This window comes from Aeromonas sp. PI_26, from assembly GCF_027854445.1.
In the GTDB taxonomy this organism is placed as follows: Bacteria; Pseudomonadota; Gammaproteobacteria; order Enterobacterales; family Aeromonadaceae; genus Aeromonas; species Aeromonas veronii.
The window spans coordinates 1-15288 of sequence record NZ_JAJNOE010000010.1 but is presented as its reverse complement, the minus strand read 5'-3'; the positions used below and the strand labels follow the sequence as shown (position 1 = coordinate 15288).

Genomic DNA, 15288 nt, shown 5'->3' with positions numbered 1-15288 from the left:
AGACAGCCCCGACTTCGGTCGGGGCTGTTTTTTTATGGGCGATATTTAACTTTTTTGTGCGGATCCCCGTGCGCTGTTGCGGGTGGATCGCCCGTTTACCTGGCTGTTCTTGTCCTTATTTCTTCCCCTATCTGTGATTGTGCACAGTTTTTCTGATCGTTGTACCGCCTCACCACCCTTTGCCTCATCTATAGGCGCGCTGTATGCCTGCTGTTGCAACGGCAGATGCCGTGCAGCTCATCATCTCAGGGTTTGGATATCAACATCCTGCAAAGCCTGCCTAGGCGTTCTGCGGGCAATAAAAAAGGATGCCGCAGCATCCTTTTGTGTTGAGATATTTACTCAGCTTTTCAGCCATTTGCGAATGCGGTTGGCATCGCCGATAGGGGTGCGTTTGCCCACCGAGTTGAGCAGCACGATGGCGAGCTCGCGGCTGTCCGGTTTGGCGCGCATCACCAGACAGCGACCCGCTTCGTCAGTGAAGCCGGTCTTGGAGAGGCGCACGTCCCAATCCGGGTTTTTCACCAGCGGGTTGGTGTTGTTGAACATCAGGCTGTAGGCGGGGGCGCTGAAGCGCATCTCCCGGTTCTCATCCTGAGTGAACTGACGGATCAGCGGCTGACGATAGGCGGCGGCGGTCAGCTTGCCGAGATCCTGGGCGGTAGAGACGTTGCGGGTGGAGAGGCCGGTGGAGTCGTAGAAGTGGGTATTACGCATACCCAGCTGTCTGGCCTTGTTGTTCATGGCCCGCACGAAGGCGCTGCGACCGCCCGGATAGTGACGCGCCAGTGCCGAGGCCATCCGGTTTTCGGAGGACATCAGCGCCAGATGCAGGGCGTCGCGGCGGGTCACCTTGGTGCCCATGCGGATGCGGGAGTGGGTGTGTTTGACCCGATCCAGATCGTTCTTGTCGACCGTAATGGTCTGGTTGAGATTCTGCTTGGCATCCAGCACCACCAGCGCTGTCATCAGCTTGGTGAGGGAGGCGATGGGACGCACCTTGGTGGCATTCTTCTGGTAGAGCGTCTTGCCCGTTTTTACATCCACGACCAGGGCGCTGCTCGAGCGTACTTCCAGTTTGGCTGGGTTGGGTGCCGCGCTGACCGCAGGCAATCCCAACATTCCCATCAACCCGACAACCAGCGCTGCTGCGCGAATCCGACACCACATACAACCGACTCCATTCCCATCCAAAAAAAGGCGCTAGATTCACTCATTTTTACCCCGGCTTTACAAGGGCCGAGCGGGACTATTTCTGCTATTTGCGCAAAATTGGCGATCAAAAAAGCCCTCTGGCGAGGGCTTTCGGGTCGGGCGTTGGGCGAGGGGTCAATCCCGCGGCTGCGCGGCCCTGCGTTTGCTGATCCAGCGCCAGACCAGTGCCACCATGCCACCCACCAGCAGGGCCACCGGCAGATAGATGATGATGTTGAAGAACTGGGTCTGGTATTCGGCGGCTAGCTTGGTGTGGCTCAGGTAGTAGCCAAACCCGACCAGCGGGCAGATCCACATGATGGAGCTGATCAGATTGACGATGAGAAAGCGCCCCTGGGGCAGCTCGGTGGCACCGACGATGTAGGGGTAGGCGGTGCGTACGAAGGCGATATAGCGCGCGGTGATCAGGGTGATGATCCCGTACTTGTCCAGCAGGTGGTAGACCTTCTGTTGGTGCCGCTCTTCCACGTGGGACATCAGCCGATGGTAGAGCTGGGTGTGGCCGAGAAAGCGCCCCTGCATGTAACCGAGCCAGGTGCCGACAAAGGTAGCCATGATCAACAGCGGGATCACCCCGAGAGACAACACATCCTGATAGATGAGTACGCCGGTGAGGATCAGCAGGCTGTCACCGGGCAGAAAGGCGGTAGGGATGAATCCATTTTCCAGTACCAGAAACGTCAGAATCACACCACAGATCATGAAGGCCATCTTGGGATCGGAAAGTGTGTTCAGATCGTGATTCATAAAGGCGTGAGCCAGTTGGTAAAACTGCTCCATACTTGCAAACTCCGCAGGTTAGCTGGGTTGATCGGTCAAGGGCATGGCGAGCACCTTGTCGATGCGCAGGCCATCCATGTCAACAATTTCCAGTTGCCACTGTTCCAGTGTCACCAGGTCTCCGGTTTGTGGAACACGACCAAGGAGCAGCATGATAAGCCCTCCGAGGGTGTGATAGTGATGTTTTTCTTCTTCAGGCAGACGAACCAGCTCCAGACAATCCTTCAACTCCGGCAACGGGATCAGGCCATCGAGCAGCCAGCTGCCGTCGGCGCGCCGGAAGGCCCAGTTGTCCTCGCCATCCTCCTGCTGGAAATCCCCCGCCAGCGCCTCCAGCAGATCCTGCTGGGTGACCAGCCCCTGTAGCTCGCCATATTCATCCACCACCAGCGCCATCTGTTCGCTGTGGGTGCGGAAGTGGTTGAGCAGCTCGACGCCGTTGAGGGTCTCGGGCAGCAGGCTGCCCTCCTGGGTCAGGGCAACCAGATCGATGGGCTCCCCCTTGATATAGGCGTGCAGCACCTTGCTGACATTGATGATACCCACCAATTCTGACAGGTTGCCGTCGCAGACCGGAAAATAGCTGTGGCGATACTCCACCAGCCGCTGCAGGTTGGTCTCCAGCGGCAGCGCCAGATCCAGATAGCGGATATCGCTGCGCGGCACCATCAGGGAGGAGAGGCTGCGCTCGTCGAGACGGAAGACGTTGCGCAGCATGGTGTGCTCATGATCCTCGATCACCCCGGCTTCCGATCCTTCCACCAGCATGGCGTGGATCTCCTCCTCGGTGACGTTGGCGCTGCCGTTCTGGTTGACCCGCAGCAGCCGCAGGCTGGCATTGGTGGAGGCCGACAGCAGCCAGACGAAGGGGCGGGTCAGGGTGGCGAGCCAGTGCATGGGGCGGGCCACCAGACAGGCGATGCGCTCGGCATTGAGCTGACCGAGCCGCTTGGGCACCAGCTCCCCCACCACAATGGAGAGATAAGTAACCACCACCACCACTATGACGGTGGCGATCAGGCCACTGCTCTTGGCGGGGAGCCCCCATTCTTGCAACCAGAGGGAGAAGGGCTGGGCCAGCAGGGATTCGCCGTAGATACCGTTGAGCAGACCTATGCTGGTAATGCCGATCTGGACGGCGGAGAGAAAATGGGTCGGGTCTTCGCCCAGTTTGAGGGCAATGGCGGCGGAGCGGTTGCCTTCAGAGGCAAGCTTGCCGAGGCGAGCCTTGCGTGCGGTGACGATGGCGATTTCTGACATGGCGAAGACGCCATTAAGCAAAATCAATCCCAGCAGGATCAATATTTCCATACAGCAACAGCACTCCTTGAGTGGATAAGATCGCTGGCAGTGTAATGAATTTGGCGGCGATGCGCTTGTGAAAGCGGGTGATCCGGCTCGCTAATTTGATGACAGCGCTTTGTGATGGCTAAAAAAGATGGCCGGAAAAGGGAAGTATGACCTCGCCAAACGACGTAATGGGTGAGGCGGGTGCTTGGCGAAGTGGCATGGCTGGATGGAAAAGGGCGGGAAGTCCCGCCCTTGCTTGTCATGGTTCAGGCAACCGTTGTCAGAACTGCTGGAACCAGCGCTGGATCTGGGCCGGATCCTTGCTCTGGGTCAGGGCGAGCATCAGCAGCACCCGCGCTTTCTGCGGGTTGAGAGTGCCGGAGGCCACGAAGCCGTACTTGGCATCATCGATCTCGGCATCCAGGGTGGTGGCGCCGGTCGGCACGCGGGCGGAGCGCACGACGCGGATGCCATCCTTGCTCGCCTTGGCCAGGGTGTCGAACAGGGTGTGGTAGAGGTTGCCGTTGCCCACCCCGGCGCTGACGATGCCGTCGAACTTGGCATCCACCATCGCCTTGGCCGGCAAGTCGGTGGCGTTGGCGTAGCTGTAGACGATGCCAACTTGCGGCAGCTTGTCGAGCTTGCTCACGTCAAACGGCGTCTTGCTGGTGTGCAGACGGGCCGGGCTGCGCTGATAGTCGATCTTGCCGTTGTGGATGTAGCCGAGCGGGCCAAAGTTGGGGGAGGCGAAGGTTTGCACCCCGGTGGTGTTGGTCTTGGTGACGTCGCGGGCATCCAGCACGGTGTCGTTCATCGCCACCATCACGCCACGGCCCTTGGAGGCGGGGTCGGAGGCGGTCACTACGGCGTTGTAGAGATTGAGCGGGCCATCGGCACTCATGGCAGTGGAGGGGCGCATGGCGCCGACCAGCACCACCGGCTTGTCGCTCTTGACGGTCAGATTGAGGAAGTAGGCGGTCTCTTCCATGGTGTCGGTGCCGTGGGTGATGACAATGCCATCCACGTCATCCTTGGCCAGCAGCTCGTTGACCCGCTTGGCCAGCTTGAGCCACACCTCGTCGTTCATGTCCTGGGAGCCGATCTTGACCACCTGCTCACCCTGCACGTCGGCCACGTTTTTCATCTCGGGCACGGCGGCGATCAGGGTTTCGATGGCCACCTTGCCTGCCTCGTAGTTGGACTGGGTCGCGGACTGGCCTGCCCCGGCAATGGTGCCGCCGGTTGCCAGAATATGGACGTTGGGCAGGGCCATTGCCATGGGGGAGAGGGTCAGGCCGACGACGGCGGCGAGCAGGGTCTTGCGGATCGGTAGGGTCATGCTGCAAATCCTTATGGTTGGAATAATCGCAGCAAGTTTGCCCGTTTAATAACCCGGGTCTGTGATAAAACTCACCAAAAGACAGGTGAGTACAGATTTTTAACCTGTTTTATACCTCTATGGAGATAATTTAACTCGCAGAGAAACCCTTGTCTTCGATCAGGGCGATCAGCTCGGCCTTGCTCAGCTCGCTCTCGATGACGGCCTTGCTGCTGGTGAAATCGACGGTTGCGGTGGTGACTGCAGGCTGGGCCAGCAGGGCTTTTTGCAGACTGGCGGCGCAGCCACCGCAGGACATGCCGGACACGGTGAGTTCGATGGTCATGGGATATCTCCTCTGTTGATGAGCGCCAGCCTAAAGCTGCCGCCTCCGGCAAGGTCAAGCCTCAGTACATAAGACCCAGATAGTTCATCAGAGTTGCCCCGAGGCTGGTAGTGACCAGCGAACCGAGGGTGGTGGTGGCGATGATGTTCGCGGCCAGCACGCTGTCGCCCCCCATGGCACGGGTCATCACATAGCTGGCGGCGGCAGTCGGGGTGGCGCTGATGAGAAACAGAATACCCAGCTCCAGATGGCTGAAGCCGAGCAGGGCCGCCCCAAGAGTGAACGCAGCCGGAATGAGACAGAGCCGCATGATGCTGGCCCAGCCCGCAATGGCTGCACCACCACGCAGAGCATCCAGGCTGAGGGAGGCGCCGGTGCAGAGCAGCGCCAGCGGCAACGTCATGTTGGCGAAGTAGCTGCCGGTGGTGAGCAGCAGTTGCGGCATCTTGATACCGAACAGGGTAAAGGGCAGCGCCGCCACAATGGCGATGATCAGGGGATTCTTGATGATGCCGAGCAGAATGGGGCGGATACCGGTGGCGCCGCCGAGACTGCGGGTGAGGGTGATCACTGCGAGAATGTTGTAGAGCACGGTCACCGCGCCGACATAGAAGGCCGCCGCCCCCAACCCCTCGTGGCCGTAGGCGTTCTGCACATAGGCGAGCCCGATAATGGCGCTGTTGCCGCGAAAGCTACCTTGCACGAAGATCCCGCGCAGTCGCTGCTCCCCGATAAAACGTCCGGCCAGCAGTTCCAGCACCAGATAGCTGATAACGGTGGCGAGCAGGCCATAGCCGATAAACCAGAGGCTCGGCATGGTGGCGAAGTTGGTACCCAGAATACTGAGAAAGAGCAGGGCGGGCAGGGTGACCTGAAATACCAGTCGCGAGGCGGATTCGGTAAAGGGATCCGGCAGCAGCCCCAGCCGCTTGAGCAAGATGCCGAGCAGCAGCACCACGCAGATGGGGCCTGTGATGGAGAGGGAGAAGAGCATACTGGCCAGCAGATCCATGATGGGCATCCTGTGCTGTGCCCACACACCCTGACGGCGGGGCAAAAAGGGCATTCTAACGCCATGGGCTTGTATTCACAGGGGTTAATCACAACAATGTGGGCAATTCCACCGCCTAGCCTCCTGTGAGCCAATTCATGGACAAGAAACTGACCATCCTCGATATCGCCAGACTGAGTGGCGTCGGCAAGTCGACCGTCTCCCGGGTGCTCAATCAGGATCCCAAGGTGAAGCAGGAGACCCGCGAGCGGGTGGAGCAGATCATCGCCGAACATAGCTTCGTGCCGAGCAAATCGGCGCGGGCCATGCGCAGCCAGAGCCAGCAGGTGGTGGGGATCATCGTCTCGCGGCTCGACTCCAGCTCGGAGAATCAGGCGGTGCGCGGCATGCTGGAGACCCTCTATCAGCGCGGCTACGATGCTGTGCTGATGGAGAGCAAGTTCTCCCCCGCCAAGGTACAGGAGCATCTGGCGGTGCTGGAGCGGCGCGGGGTGGATGGCATTATCCTGTTCGCCTTCAATGACTTGGACTATGCCGCCATGGCGCCGCTGAAAGAGAAGCTGGTGCTGGTCGCCCGTGAATATCCCGGTTTCTCCTCGGTCTGTTTTGACGACGCCGGTGCGGTGCGCACCATGCTGGCGCAGCTGGCAAGCCGTGGCGCCCGCGATATCGCCTATCTGGGGGTGGATGCCTCGGATCTCACCACAGGCCAGCGCCGCCTAGACGCCTATCTCGCTTACTGCGCAGAGCAGGGGTTGCGCCCGCGCAGCGCCCTCGGCGATCTCAGCCTGCAGAGCGGCTACCGGCTGGCGGCCGAGCTGCTTACCCCCTCCACCCAGGCGCTGGTCTGCGCCAGCGACACCCTCGCCATTGGTGCGGCAAAATACCTGCAAGAACAAGGGCGTAGTGAGGTGCTGGTGACCGGTCTTGGCAACAACCCCATGCTCAGTTTCCTCTTCCCCAACGCCCTCACTCTCGATCTTGGTTACAAAGGGGCGGGGGAGCAGGCGGCGCGTCAGCTGCTCGGCCAGATTGAGCAGGATCAGCCTCCGCTGGTGACTATCGCCCCCTGCCGAACCCTGTGAGCCCCATCACTTCCGACTGAACAAAAAGTGTGCTTTTTGTGACGCTGGCCACGATTTGGGAACGTTCCCATTTCGATCTGGCCGGATTGTCGGCATGCTAAATGGGAACGATACCAAAAACGCTCCGGCCGACAGACTGGCTCAAAAGGGCGATACAGACCACTATTCAATGGCGTCACAGAGGGAAGACCCATGTCCAAGATCAACGCACAGCAGCTTGCCACCCTGATCGACAAGATCGGCGGCAAGGAGAACATCGCCACCGTCAGCCACTGCCTGACCCGGTTGCGCTTCGTCCTGAACGATCCGGCCAAGGCCGACAGCAAGGCTATCGAAACCATCCCGGCGGTGAAGGGAAGCTTCACCCAGGGCGGTCAATTCCAGGTGGTGATCGGTAACGAGGTAGAGCAGTGGTACAAGGCGCTGACCGAGCAGCTCGGCGTCAGCGGCGGCAGCAAGGAGACCGCCAAGCAGGCGGCCCGCCAGAACATGAACCCGCTGGAGCGGGGCATTTCCCATCTGGCGGAGATCTTCGTTCCGCTGCTGCCCGCCATCATCACCGGCGGTCTGATCCTGGGCTTTCGCAACGTCATCGGCGACATCAAGATGTTCGACGATGGTACTCACACCCTCACCGAGATCAGCCAGTTCTGGTCTCAGGTGCACGCCTTCCTCTGGCTGCTGGGCGAGGCGATCTTCCACTTCCTGCCGGTCGGTGTCTGCTGGTCTGCAGTGAAGAAGATGGGCGGCTCCGAGATCTTGGGTATTGTGCTGGGGGTGACGCTGGTGTCACCGCAGTTGATGAACGCCTACGGCATTGGTCAGCAGACTCCCGAGGTGTGGGACTTCGGCCTGTTCGTGATCCAGAAGGTGGGCTATCAGGCACAGGTCATTCCGGCGCTGCTGGCGGGTGTCTTCCTCGCCTGGGTTGAGACCAACCTCAAGCGGATCATTCCGGCTTACCTCTATCTGGTGATTGTGCCGTTTGTCTCGCTGCTGCTGGCGGTGATCGTGGCTCACGCCTTTATCGGCCCGTTCGGCCGCTGGATTGGTGATGGCGTCGGCTTCGCTGCCAAGGCGGCCATGACCGGCTCCTTCGCCCCTATCGGTGCCGCCCTGTTCGGATTCCTCTACGCGCCGCTGGTCATCACCGGCATCCACCACACCACCAACGCGGTGGATCTGCAACTGATGCAGAGCATGGGTGGCACCCCGATTTGGCCGCTTATCGCCCTCTCCAACATCGCTCAGGCGTCTGCGGTCGTCGGCATCATTCTGATTAGCCGCAAGGAGAACGAGCGGGAGATTTCGGTGCCTGCCGCCATCTCCGCCTATCTCGGGGTGACCGAACCGGCGATGTACGGTATCAACCTCAAGTACAAGTTCCCCATGCTGTGCGCCATGGTGGGCTCCAGCCTTGCAGCCCTCATCTGCGGTTTCGCCGGGGTGATGGCCAACGGCATCGGGGTAGGCGGCCTGCCGGGCATCCTCTCCATCCAGCCGCAATACTGGGCCGTTTACTCCCTCGCCATGCTGGTCGCCATCGTGGTACCGGTGGTGCTGACTCTGCTGGTCTACAAGCGCCAGCAAGCGGCCGGCAAGCTGGCCGAAGCCAGCGCCTGAATCTGATTGTCCGGGCGACCTTGCGGGTCGCCCTCTCCCTTTTCAATTTGTGACAAGAGAAAGAGCCATGAGCCAAACACCCTGGTGGCAGAGCGCCGTGATTTACCAGATCTATCCCAAGAGCTTTCAGGATTCCGCTGCCCGTGGCACTGGTGACCTCAAGGGGATCATGGCCCGCCTCGATTACCTCAAGACGCTGGGGGTCGATGCCCTCTGGCTGACCCCGGTCTACGTCTCGCCGCAGGTGGACAACGGCTACGACATCGCCGATTACTACGCCATCGACCCCGCCTACGGCACCATGGATGATTTCGAGGCGCTGCTGGCCGCCGCCCACGCGCGCGATATCCGCATCGTGATGGATATAGTGGTCAACCACACCTCCACCGAGCACGCCTGGTTCAAGTCGGCGCTGGGGGATAAAAACAGCCCCTACCGCGACTACTACATCTGGCACGATCCGGTGGATGGCGGCGTGCCCAACAACTGGCAATCCAAGTTTGGCGGCAGCGCCTGGGAGCTGGACTCTGCCACCGGTCAGTACTACCTGCACCTGTTTGCCCGCGAGCAGGCGGATCTCAACTGGGAAAATCCGGCGGTGCGCGCCGAGGTGAAAAACATCATTCACTTCTGGGCCAAGAAGGGGGTGGATGGGTTCCGGCTCGACGTTATCAACCTTATCTCCAAGGATCAGACCTTCCCGAACGACGATATTGGCGATGGCCGCCGCTTCTACACCGACGGGCCGCGCATCCACGAATTCCTGCAGGATGTGAGCTGCGACGTGTTTGCTCCTGTCGGCGCCATGACGGTGGGGGAGATGTCCTCTACTTCGCTGGAGCACTGCCAGCGCTATGGCGCCCTCGATGGCTCCGAGCTCTCCATGGTGTTCAACTTCCACCATCTGAAGGTGGATTACCCCAACGGCGACAAGTGGACCAAGGCGCCGTTCGACTTCCTCGAACTCAAGCGCATCTTCAACCACTGGCAGAGCGGCATGCATGGCAAGGGGTGGTCGGCGCTGTTCTGGTGCAACCACGATCAGCCGCGCATCGTCTCCCGTTTTGGCGATGAGGGTGAGCATAGGGTCGTGGCCGCCAAGATGCTGGCCAGCACGCTGCACGGCCTGCAAGGCACCCCCTACATCTATCAGGGGGAGGAGATCGGCATGACCAACCCCGGCTATCAGCACATCGATGACTATCAGGATGTGGAGAGCCGCAACATCTTCGCCATCAAGCAGGCTGAAGGGATGAGCGAGGCCGAGATCCTCGCCATTCTCGCTGCCAAGTCCCGCGACAACTCGCGCACCCCGATGCAGTGGAGCGCTGCGGCCAACGCAGGTTTCACCCAAGGAACGCCCTGGCTCAAGCCTGCCGCCAACTATCCCGAGATCAACGCCGATGCGGCGCTGGCCGACCAGAACTCGGTGTTCTGGCACTATCGGGATCTTATCGCCCTGCGCAAGGCGCACCCCATCTTCACTCAGGGGGATTATCAGGAGCTGCTGACCGGGCACCAACAGATCTGGGCCTATGCCCGTCGCGCCAACGGCCAGACCCTGCTGGTGGTGAGCAACTTCTACGGCGAGCCGGCTGAGTTTGCCTTGCCTGTCGAGCTGCAAAGCGGGCAAGGTCGCCTGCTGCTTGGAAACTACCCAGATAGCCCGGCCCAACCGCAATCGGGTATGCTGCGCCCTTATGAATCCCTGATCTGGCTGATGGAGTAGGTAATGGAGAAGGTGGTGCGCGGTACCGAGTGGCAGAAGATGGTGGCGGGGGAGCCCTATGATGCGGGCGACCCCGAGCTCAAAGCGGCGCGCGAGCGCTGCCGCAAGCTCTATAACACCTTCAACACCTGCTGGCAGGAGAAACCGGCGCTGGATGCTTTGCTGCACGAGCTGCTCGGTAGACGCGGCCAGGAGTGCGCCATCAATCCGCCGTTCTTCTGCGACTATGGCACCAATATCTTCGTCGGCGAGAACTTCTACGCCAACGTCAATTGCACCATCCTCGACGTCTGTGAGGTGCACATCGGCGACAACGTGCTGCTGGCGCCCGGGGTGCAGATCTACACCGCCGCTCACCCGGTGGCGGTGGCGCCGCGTATCAGGGGGGTCGAGTTCGGCAAGCCGGTACGGATCGGTCACAACGTCTGGATTGGCGGCAGCGTCGTCATCTGCCCCGGCGTCACCATCGGTGACAACAGCGTCATCGGCGCCGGCTCGGTGGTGACCAAAGATGTGCCCGCCAACGTGGTGGCGGCTGGCAACCCTTGCAAGGTGCTTCGGCCGATGACGGCACAGGAGCTGGAAGGCGTCATCCAGCGGTGAATAGGGGCCATGAATGCTATTGCTATCTGATTGATAGAAAAGCAACTGTCAGATTGTTTTGCATTCAGTGCTTATGTTCGGGGCCGCTTGGCCGATACTGTTGAATGCAGGAGGAACCCTATGGATATATCAAGTTCTGCAAATGCGTCGTTTGGTTCTGCTCTGATGACGGCCAGTCTGGCCAAGAAACAGCAGACCCAAGAGGGCGAAGCTGCGCTGAAGCTGCTGCAAAACGCAGCGCAATCAGCGCCGGTTGCACCGACATCGGCCAGCGCTTCTTTGGGAAGCAAGATCGATATTCGCGTCTGACCCTAATGAAAAAGCCCCCATCTCACGATGGGGGCTTTTTTATCTCTGCGATTTGGCGCGAGCCTCTTCCGCTCAGAGCGGGAAGGGGGCTGGCGCCTCGAAGGTCATCCGCTCGCCACTGCGGGGGTGGCTGATGGTCAGGCTGGCCGCATGAAGGTAGAGATGGGGCGCAGCCGCCAGCGCATCCGGATGGGCATAGAGGTTGTCACCCAGGATCGGATGCCCCAGCTCCAGCATATGGACGCGCAACTGGTGTGAGCGACCTGTGATGGGGGTCAGCTTGATCAGGCTGTTGCCGTTCTCCACTTTCAGTTTTTCCCACAGGGTCAGAGCGTGACGCCCCTCCTCGTGATCCACCTTCTGTTTCGGGCGGTTGGGCCAGTCGACGCAGAGCGGCAGGTCAACCTGACCCGACTCTGCCTCCGGCTCACCCCACACCCAGGCGAGGTAGTGCTTCTCGGTCTCCCGCTCGCGAAATTGTCGGCTCAGTTCCCGATGAGAGTTGGGATTGAGGGGAATGACAATGACGCCAGTGGTGGACATGTCGAGGCGATGAGCTGCCGCCGCCTTGGGGTGTTGCTGTTTCACCCGATGCAGGACGCTGTCTTCATTCTCGGGGCCGCGCCCGGGGACGCTTAGCAGGCCAGTGGGCTTGTTGACCACCATGATGTCCTTGTCCTTGAACAGGATATCGAGCCAGGGTTCCAGAGGCGGTGAGTATTCAAACATAAATGTCTCGCATCAGAAGGTGGGGGCAAGCCCCCATCAGTTATGGGTAACCACGACAAAGCGGCCTTGGGTATCCAGTTTGAGCTGGGTCTGGCCGCTATCAGTCGGTACCTTGTCAGTTATGGGTGACCACGATAAAGCGGATTGCATCCAGCTTGAGTTGGGTCTGATCGATCAGGTGGTGCAATTCTGCCTGCAGATTGCGCAGATAATCCAGTTCGCTGTCGCGCACGTTCGGGTTGACCGCCTTGAGCGCTTCCAGACGATCCAGATCCTGCTGCAGGGTCTGCGCCATCTGGGCGCGGGCCTTGTCGACAATCCCGGCTTTCAGCTCTTCGGCAATGGCCTGGCCCTTGCCAATCAGACCGTGGATCACCGGTTGGGATGCAGTCACGAGCTTGCTGCCGAGGTGGCGATTGACCGGAGTCAGCTGGCGGTTGAAGGCATCGAACGCCACTTTCTCACCCAGATTCTGGCCGTTCTTGTCCATCAGCAGACGGATTGGCGTCGGCGGCATGAAGCGGTAGAGCTGGGGATGGGCCGCAGACTCGGCGACAAAGATCAGCTCAAGCAGGATGGAGCCGATGGGCAGCGCCTTGTTCTTGAGCAGTGCGACCGAGGTGGCACCGATCTCGGAGCCCAGGATCAGGTCGATACCGCCGCGCATCATGGGGTGATCCCAGGAGAGCAGCGCCATGTCATCACGCGACAGGGCGGTGTTGCGATCGAAGGTGATGGTCATGCCATCTTGCGGCAGGCCTGGGAAGCTGGAAACCAGCATATGATCACCGGGAGTCAGCACCAGCGCGTTCTCGCCACGGTCATCCTGATTGACGCCGATCTCGTCGAACATCTTGAGGGCAAAGGAGATCATGCCGGTGTCGTCATCTTCGGCGGCCAGCTTGTCGACCAACTGCTGGGCGGCGGCGCCACCGCTGGAGTGGATCTCCAGCAGGCGATCGCGGCCCTGCTCCAGTCGGGCCTTGAGCGGCTCGTGCAGTTCGCGGGTCTTGACCAGCAGGACGTCGAGTGCCGCCTGATCGCCGGTGTTGGCGGCCAGCAGCTCGAACAGCTCTTCACGTACCGCTTCGAATACCGGGCGGGCAGTCGGGCAGGTCTGCTCGAACGCGTCCAGACCATCGTGATACCAGAGCTGCAGGGCGCGCTGGGCAGTCCCTTCCAGATAGGGAACGTGGATCTCGACGGTATTCTGCTGACCGATACGATCCAGTCGGCCGATACGTTGTTCCAGCAGATCCGGATTGAGCGGCAGATCGAACAGCACCAGATGACTGGCAAACTGGAAGTTGCGTCCTTCTGAACCGATCTCGGAGCAGAGCAGCACTTGGGCGCCCCCCTCTTGCTGGGCGAAATAGGCGGAGGCCTTGTCCCGCTCGAGGATCGACATCCCTTCGTGGAACACGGCACCACGGATCCCTTCACGGGTACGCAGCGCCTCTTCCAGCGCGATGGCGGTCGCCGCTTCGGAGCAGATCACCAGCACCTTCTGCTGGCGGGCTGAGAGCAGCAGCTCCAGCAACCATTCTACGCGCGGGTCGAACTGGGTCCAGGTGGCGTTGTCGCCTTCGAACTGCTGGAAGATCTTCTCGGGATAGAGGTAGCGCAGGGCACGGGTCTGCAGATCGCCACCGTTACCACCCATCATGCCCATCACCTTGATGGCAGTCTTGTACTGCTCCGGCAGCGGCATAGGGTAGACGTTGAGGTGACGCTCGGGGAAGCCCTGAATATTGGCGCGGCTGTTACGGAACAGCACCCGGCCGGTGCCGTGCTGGTCCAGCAGCTTGGCGACTGCCTGCTGGCGGGCCTCAGCATCGCTCAAGTCCAGCCCTTCCAGCTGGCTGGCGAGGATCTGTCTGGCTTCATCGCTCAGGGTCTCGCCATCCAGCAGCTCTTGTGCGGCGCTGGCGACCTGACCATAGGCCTGCTCCTCGGCGAGGAAAGCCTCGTAGTCGTAGAAACGTTCGGGATCGAGCAGGCGCAGACGGGCAAAGTGGCTCTGGTGGCCCAGCTGATCCGGTGTCGCAGTCAGCAGCAGCACGCCCGGCACCTGTTCGGCCAGCGCTTCCACCATTTCATAGGCACGGCTCGGCGCCTCTTCACTCCACTCCAGATGGTGGGCTTCGTCGACAACCAGCAGATCCCACTCGGCTTCCAGCACCTGCTCGAAGCGACGACGCTTCTTGCGCAGGAAGTCGAGGCTGCATATCACCAGCTGTTCGGTCTCGAAGGGGTTCTCCGCATCGGCAAACGCCTCGATGCAGCGCTCCTCGTCAAACAGGGAGAAGTGCAGGTTGAAACGGCGCAGCATTTCGACCAGCCATTGGTGCTGGAGCGTCTCGGGCAGCAGAATGAGCACGCGATGGGCGCGGCCGGAGAGCAGCTGCTGATGAATGATCATGCCCGCTTCGATGGTCTTGCCCAGGCCAACCTCATCGGCCAGCAGTACGCGCGGAGCGTAGCGGTGACCCACTTCATGGGCAATATAGAGCTGGTGCGGGATCAGGCTGACCCGGCCACCGGCCAGACCACGAGTCGGGTTGCGACGACGCTGGTGCTGGTTGACCAGCGCTTCGTAGCGCAGGGTGAAGCGGGACATCCGATCGATCTGACCGGCGAACAGGCGATCCTGCGGCTTGTTGAACTTGATAAAGTTGTTGAGAAACACTTCCTTGAGGGCAACGGGCTCATTATTGTCAGTGCGCACACCTACATATATAAGCAGGCCGTCTTTCTCCTGCACTTCTTCGACCGTCATGGTCCAGTCTTCGTGACTGGTGATCTGATCGCCCACATTGAAGCTGACCCGGGTGACCGGCGCCTCTTCTTTGGCATACATGCGGTTTTCACCGGTAGCCGGAAACAACAGGGTAACCATGCGTCCTTCAACAGCAACGACAGTCCCCAACCCCAGATCCGTCTCTGTATCACTAATCCAACGCTGGCCAAGTGCAAAAGGCATTAAACTCTCCAAAGCCCAAGAGTGTGTGAATCGCAAAGGGGCGCTATGTTACCCGAAGGCGTGACCTCGATCACCATGCATATAGATGTAGAGAGACCAAATCGCCACAACCTTGATCTGCTACCACCGCCACGCCATCTAGAGGATAGCGAGCTCGCCAAACGGGTGTGTTGTTGCAGGATAAATGCGCTTTTTGGATGATTAGTGAACGGTTGAACCAAAAATGCGAATTTAATTCGAAAACACCCTTGCAAGCGTGATCCAGA

14 protein-coding genes are annotated in these 15288 nt (G+C 60.2%); 5 read left to right on the top strand and 9 right to left on the bottom strand.

Translation table 11 applies throughout. From position 1 onward, the window contains the following. Positions 1 to 342: 342 nt before the first annotated feature. The 6 genes from pbpG to LRL22_RS11965 all read right to left on the bottom strand — a co-directional run bounded on the left by pbpG (position 343) and on the right by LRL22_RS11965 (position 5961). Entirely contained in the window at positions 343 to 1170 is an 828-nt protein-coding gene (pbpG, locus tag LRL22_RS11990; protein WP_236768632.1) for a D-alanyl-D-alanine endopeptidase, read from the bottom strand. A 159-nt stretch (positions 1171 to 1329) separates the two neighbouring features. Further along, the gene (locus tag LRL22_RS11985; protein ID WP_005343012.1) at positions 1330 to 1995 is read right to left on the bottom strand and encodes a DedA family protein; all 666 of its coding nucleotides are present in this window, start codon (positions 1993 to 1995) and stop codon (positions 1330 to 1332) included. 18 nt (positions 1996 to 2013) lie between these two features. Beyond that, positions 2014 to 3306, bottom strand: a complete 1293-nt coding sequence (locus LRL22_RS11980; protein ID WP_216949737.1) for a hemolysin family protein — start codon at positions 3304 to 3306, stop codon at positions 2014 to 2016. 259 nt (positions 3307 to 3565) lie between these two features. Next, positions 3566 to 4624, bottom strand: a complete 1059-nt coding sequence (ansB, locus tag LRL22_RS11975) for an L-asparaginase 2 (RefSeq protein ID WP_219264521.1) — start codon at positions 4622 to 4624, stop codon at positions 3566 to 3568. 130 nt (positions 4625 to 4754) lie between these two features. Next, the gene (locus LRL22_RS11970) at positions 4755 to 4949 is read right to left on the bottom strand and encodes a heavy-metal-associated domain-containing protein (protein ID WP_199416611.1); all 195 of its coding nucleotides are present in this window, start codon (positions 4947 to 4949) and stop codon (positions 4755 to 4757) included. Positions 4950 to 5010: 61 nt separating this feature from the next. Next, entirely contained in the window at positions 5011 to 5961 is a 951-nt protein-coding gene (locus LRL22_RS11965) for an AEC family transporter (protein ID WP_199416610.1), read from the bottom strand. Between the two features lie 137 nt (positions 5962 to 6098). On the opposite strand from LRL22_RS11965, the gene treR reads away from it, so the two are divergent. The 5 genes from treR to LRL22_RS11940 all read left to right on the top strand — a co-directional run bounded on the left by treR (position 6099) and on the right by LRL22_RS11940 (position 11310). Then, the gene (gene treR, locus LRL22_RS11960; RefSeq protein ID WP_270905461.1) at positions 6099 to 7046 is read left to right on the top strand and encodes a trehalose operon repressor TreR; all 948 of its coding nucleotides are present in this window, start codon (positions 6099 to 6101) and stop codon (positions 7044 to 7046) included. Between the two features lie 192 nt (positions 7047 to 7238). Next, on the top strand, positions 7239 to 8669 hold the full coding sequence (gene treB, locus LRL22_RS11955) for a PTS trehalose transporter subunit IIBC (RefSeq protein ID WP_270905460.1): 1431 nt from the start codon (positions 7239 to 7241) through the stop codon (positions 8667 to 8669). A 67-nt stretch (positions 8670 to 8736) separates the two neighbouring features. Further along, positions 8737 to 10398 (top strand): alpha,alpha-phosphotrehalase, encoded by a 1662-nt coding sequence (gene treC / locus LRL22_RS11950; protein ID WP_270905459.1) that lies wholly within the window; start codon positions 8737 to 8739, stop codon positions 10396 to 10398. Positions 10399 to 10401: 3 nt separating this feature from the next. Further along, the gene (locus LRL22_RS11945; protein ID WP_270905458.1) at positions 10402 to 11001 is read left to right on the top strand and encodes a sugar O-acetyltransferase; all 600 of its coding nucleotides are present in this window, start codon (positions 10402 to 10404) and stop codon (positions 10999 to 11001) included. Between the two features lie 120 nt (positions 11002 to 11121). Then, complete coding sequence (locus tag LRL22_RS11940; protein ID WP_005336040.1) at positions 11122 to 11310, top strand: hypothetical protein; 189 nt, start codon at positions 11122 to 11124, stop codon at positions 11308 to 11310. 72 nt (positions 11311 to 11382) lie between these two features. On the opposite strand, the gene rluA is transcribed toward LRL22_RS11940, so the two are convergent. From rluA to LRL22_RS11925, 3 genes are all read right to left on the bottom strand, one after another. Then, complete coding sequence (gene rluA / locus LRL22_RS11935) at positions 11383 to 12039, bottom strand: bifunctional tRNA pseudouridine(32) synthase/23S rRNA pseudouridine(746) synthase RluA (RefSeq protein WP_042058808.1); 657 nt, start codon at positions 12037 to 12039, stop codon at positions 11383 to 11385. Between the two features lie 115 nt (positions 12040 to 12154). Continuing rightward, positions 12155 to 15022 carry an RNA polymerase-associated protein RapA gene (gene rapA, locus LRL22_RS11930; RefSeq protein ID WP_270905457.1) on the bottom strand — a complete coding sequence of 956 codons (2868 nt, stop codon included), beginning with the start codon at positions 15020 to 15022 and terminating at the stop codon, positions 12155 to 12157. 70 nt (positions 15023 to 15092) lie between these two features. After that, positions 15093 to 15288, bottom strand: a 196-nt coding sequence (locus LRL22_RS11925) for a hypothetical protein (protein ID WP_270905456.1), incomplete at its 5' end; no start/stop codon positions are given.

Excerpts from the sequence above, each read along its gene's own strand:
- pbpG (WP_236768632.1), bottom strand. The coding sequence starts at position 1,170 with ATGTGGTGTCGGATTCGCGCAGCAGCGCTGGTTGTCGGGTTGATGGGA.
- LRL22_RS11985 (WP_005343012.1), bottom strand. The coding sequence starts at position 1,995 with ATGGAGCAGTTTTACCAACTGGCTCACGCCTTTATGAATCACGATCTG.
- LRL22_RS11980 (WP_216949737.1), bottom strand. The coding sequence starts at position 3,306 with ATGGAAATATTGATCCTGCTGGGATTGATTTTGCTTAATGGCGTCTTC.
- ansB (WP_219264521.1), bottom strand. The coding sequence starts at position 4,624 with ATGACCCTACCGATCCGCAAGACCCTGCTCGCCGCCGTCGTCGGCCTG.
- LRL22_RS11970 (WP_199416611.1), bottom strand. The coding sequence starts at position 4,949 with ATGACCATCGAACTCACCGTGTCCGGCATGTCCTGCGGTGGCTGCGCC.
- LRL22_RS11965 (WP_199416610.1), bottom strand. The coding sequence starts at position 5,961 with ATGGATCTGCTGGCCAGTATGCTCTTCTCCCTCTCCATCACAGGCCCC.
- treR (WP_270905461.1), top strand. The coding sequence starts at position 6,099 with ATGGACAAGAAACTGACCATCCTCGATATCGCCAGACTGAGTGGCGTC.
- treB (WP_270905460.1), top strand. The coding sequence starts at position 7,239 with ATGTCCAAGATCAACGCACAGCAGCTTGCCACCCTGATCGACAAGATC.
- treC (WP_270905459.1), top strand. The coding sequence starts at position 8,737 with ATGAGCCAAACACCCTGGTGGCAGAGCGCCGTGATTTACCAGATCTAT.
- LRL22_RS11945 (WP_270905458.1), top strand. The coding sequence starts at position 10,402 with ATGGAGAAGGTGGTGCGCGGTACCGAGTGGCAGAAGATGGTGGCGGGG.
- LRL22_RS11940 (WP_005336040.1), top strand. The coding sequence starts at position 11,122 with ATGGATATATCAAGTTCTGCAAATGCGTCGTTTGGTTCTGCTCTGATG.
- rluA (WP_042058808.1), bottom strand. The coding sequence starts at position 12,039 with ATGTTTGAATACTCACCGCCTCTGGAACCCTGGCTCGATATCCTGTTC.
- rapA (WP_270905457.1), bottom strand. The coding sequence starts at position 15,022 with ATGCCTTTTGCACTTGGCCAGCGTTGGATTAGTGATACAGAGACGGAT.